Below are 2,683 nucleotides of genomic sequence, written 5' to 3' on the forward strand. Positions count from 1 at the left end.
GCCCGGCTGCCCCGGTTGCTGGCGGCATGAGGCTGTATGAGGTGGCCACAAGCCTGCTTTCAGCCGCCCGATCCGGAAGGGAGACAAGGCAGCCCCCCCTCAGAGAGAACAGCGTCCCGCTGGCCTGACTAATTCAGCCACATGTTAGGCATTCCACTCAACAATCCGCCGAAGCACGGGGAATTGTCACCCCCATTCGGACTGAATTTGGGAAATTCGACGAAAATTTGAGAAAATTTTGACAAGCAAGTCAGCAGTGCTGAAATTATCTTCAGTATTGCCAGATCTGCTTGATGTGCACTGGGGAATTGTGGGGACAGGTCCCGCGCACATTTGACGGCGGTGTTGGCGTTCTTGGGGGTCGGGGGACCGTGGCTTACAACAGTGTCTTTAGGCGCTTGGCAGGTGTGTGCCTGCCCGCCATTTATAAACAGTCCGGCTTCTCTCGGGGGACCGGAATTTGAAGCGTTTTTCCTTTCATCAGGACAAGCTGGAACTCCGCGCGTCGTCAGCAAGGGTGTTCGATGACCCCAAGCGGATCAGAATCCGCCGTGTAAGAGCCGTTCTGATCGCTGTAAGCACGGCCATCCTCTGCTGGGCCATACTTTTTCTGAATGGATCGTTCTCTTTGCAATCGGCCATCCGTGAGCTGAACCCGTTTCTCAGCGGCAGCAGCCAACAGCCTGCCTCCGTAGACGCATACGATTACCGCAACCTGGAACATCTGGCATCCACGGTGCCCTCCCCCCAGGCAAGTGCTGACTGCAGTGCGGGCCGCAAACAGCCTTATTTCTCGGCAATGGCAGATACATCCGTACCCCGGGTATACGCACATGTGCCTGTGTCCGCGGAATGGGCTTTCTTATCTCTGGATGACAGCTGCGGCCAAGCTGGGGTCATCGTGCCTGAATGGATCAGCATTATTGAAGAGCAGGGCCGCCCCGCAGTCTCTCTGATCAGCAAAGACACCCGGATTGCTGTTGAGGAATACATTGCAGACGCGGCTTCCCGCCCGCAGCTGCTGCCCGCCGTGCGGCTCGTTGGCGGCGGGCAGAACGATGAATTCCTTGAAGGGATTTCCGCCCCGGAACAGGCCGAGGCGCTTGCTGAAGGGCTGGCAAACGCAGTGGCGGATTTGAACGCGCAGGGCGCCTGCCTCGACTTCACGGGCCTGAAGCCTGAGAAATTCCGGGGCCTTGAACCATTGATGTCGCGTGTATCCGGGGTATTCCGTGCCCGCGAGCTGACGGCCTGCACCGTTTTCGACGGTAGCCAAACTGTCTGGAAGGACACGGATCTGACAGCGCTTTTTGACCAGGTCATACTGAAACTCTTTCATCAGCCCTGGACAGAATCCGTCCCAGGGCCGGTCTCTCCCTATGGCTGGTTTGAAGACACCGCTGCGCAAGCCGTCAAATTCATTGGAATGGACAAGCTCGTTGTCGCCATTGGCAGTTTTTCAGTCGAATGGACGTCCGGGGTGAGCAATCCGGAAACTCTCTCCTTTGCAGAAACTATGCACAGGATCGGGACGGCCGGTGCAGACCTGCGTTTCAGTGCCATGGCTTCAAACAGCATGAGCCGCTACCGTGACGCGCAAGGGCGCCAGCGCAAGATCTGGATGCAGGATGCCGCGTCCGCGTATAATCAGCTGATCCGCCTTAAAGAGCTTGGCATCGCCAATGTCGCAATCTGGTCTCTTGGCATGGAAGACCCGGGGATCTGGAAAATTCTACAGCATCAGAATGACGGCAAAGAAGTTCTGGAGACTGCTCTGAAAATTGTAGAGCTCAACAACTACGTGAACTATCAAGGCCAGGGTGCAATGTTCCGCATTGATCAGCGGGCATCGGGCGGCGTGCGCCAGCTTGCATTCGAGGCCGGGACCCGCCGGATCAGCAACCAGACCTACAGCCTGTTGCCCAAACCCTACTCCATCGAGCGATACGGCAAGCCCGACACCCGAAAGCTGGTACTGACTTTCGATGATGGACCGCACGAAAAATACACCAAGGACATTCTGGACATTCTACAGCAGGAAGATGTTCCAGGCTCCTTCTTCGTCGTTGGCACAAGTATCATGGATTCTCCCGATCTGGTCGCCCGGATGATGGACGAAGGCCATGAAATCGGAGCCCACAGTTTCTCCCATCCCAGAATGGATCTGATTTCCCAAACCCGCGTCGACCTGGAATTCTCCCTCTTGGACAAGATCCTAGCTGGAGCGGCAGGGCGGAAAACAATGCTGTATCGGGAACCTTTTCAGCGCAGCGGCGGTCCGATCAGCGCCGAGCGGGTCGCCTCTCTGGAAGCAGCCGAAGACCGCGGTTTCGTTATTGCCGGCATGGAAATCGTACCAAAGGACTGGGAAGGCTGGGACAGCAGCCAAATTGCAAACTTCGTGATCGACCAAGTCGAACAGGGAAATGGCAATGTCATTCTACTGCATGATGGCGGGCAGGACCGCACCGCCTCTGTCAACGCGGTCCGCCCAATTATCCGCTCCTTGAAGGAAAAAGGCTATGAATTCACCACGCTGGCCGATCTTTTGGGAACCACCCCGGCGGCATTGATGCCGGTGGCCGAGGGCGGTTCACCCGCCTTTGACCGTGTGTCGTTTTCAATGGTGTGGTTTGCGCAGAAATCACTGGTCTTTGTGTTCTGGACGGTGCTCGCAATCGGC

The 2,683-nt window shown here is 56.7% G+C and carries 1 protein-coding gene; it reads left to right on the forward strand.

Translation table 11 applies throughout. The annotated features are described in order from the left end of the window. Positions 1-1,126 precede the first annotated feature (1,126 nt). Positions 1,127-2,683 (forward strand): polysaccharide deacetylase family protein (locus A2I95_RS30420; RefSeq protein ID WP_291735876.1); only part of this gene is annotated, 1,557 nt, incomplete at its 3' end.

The organism is Leisingera sp. F5 (assembly GCF_001593695.1).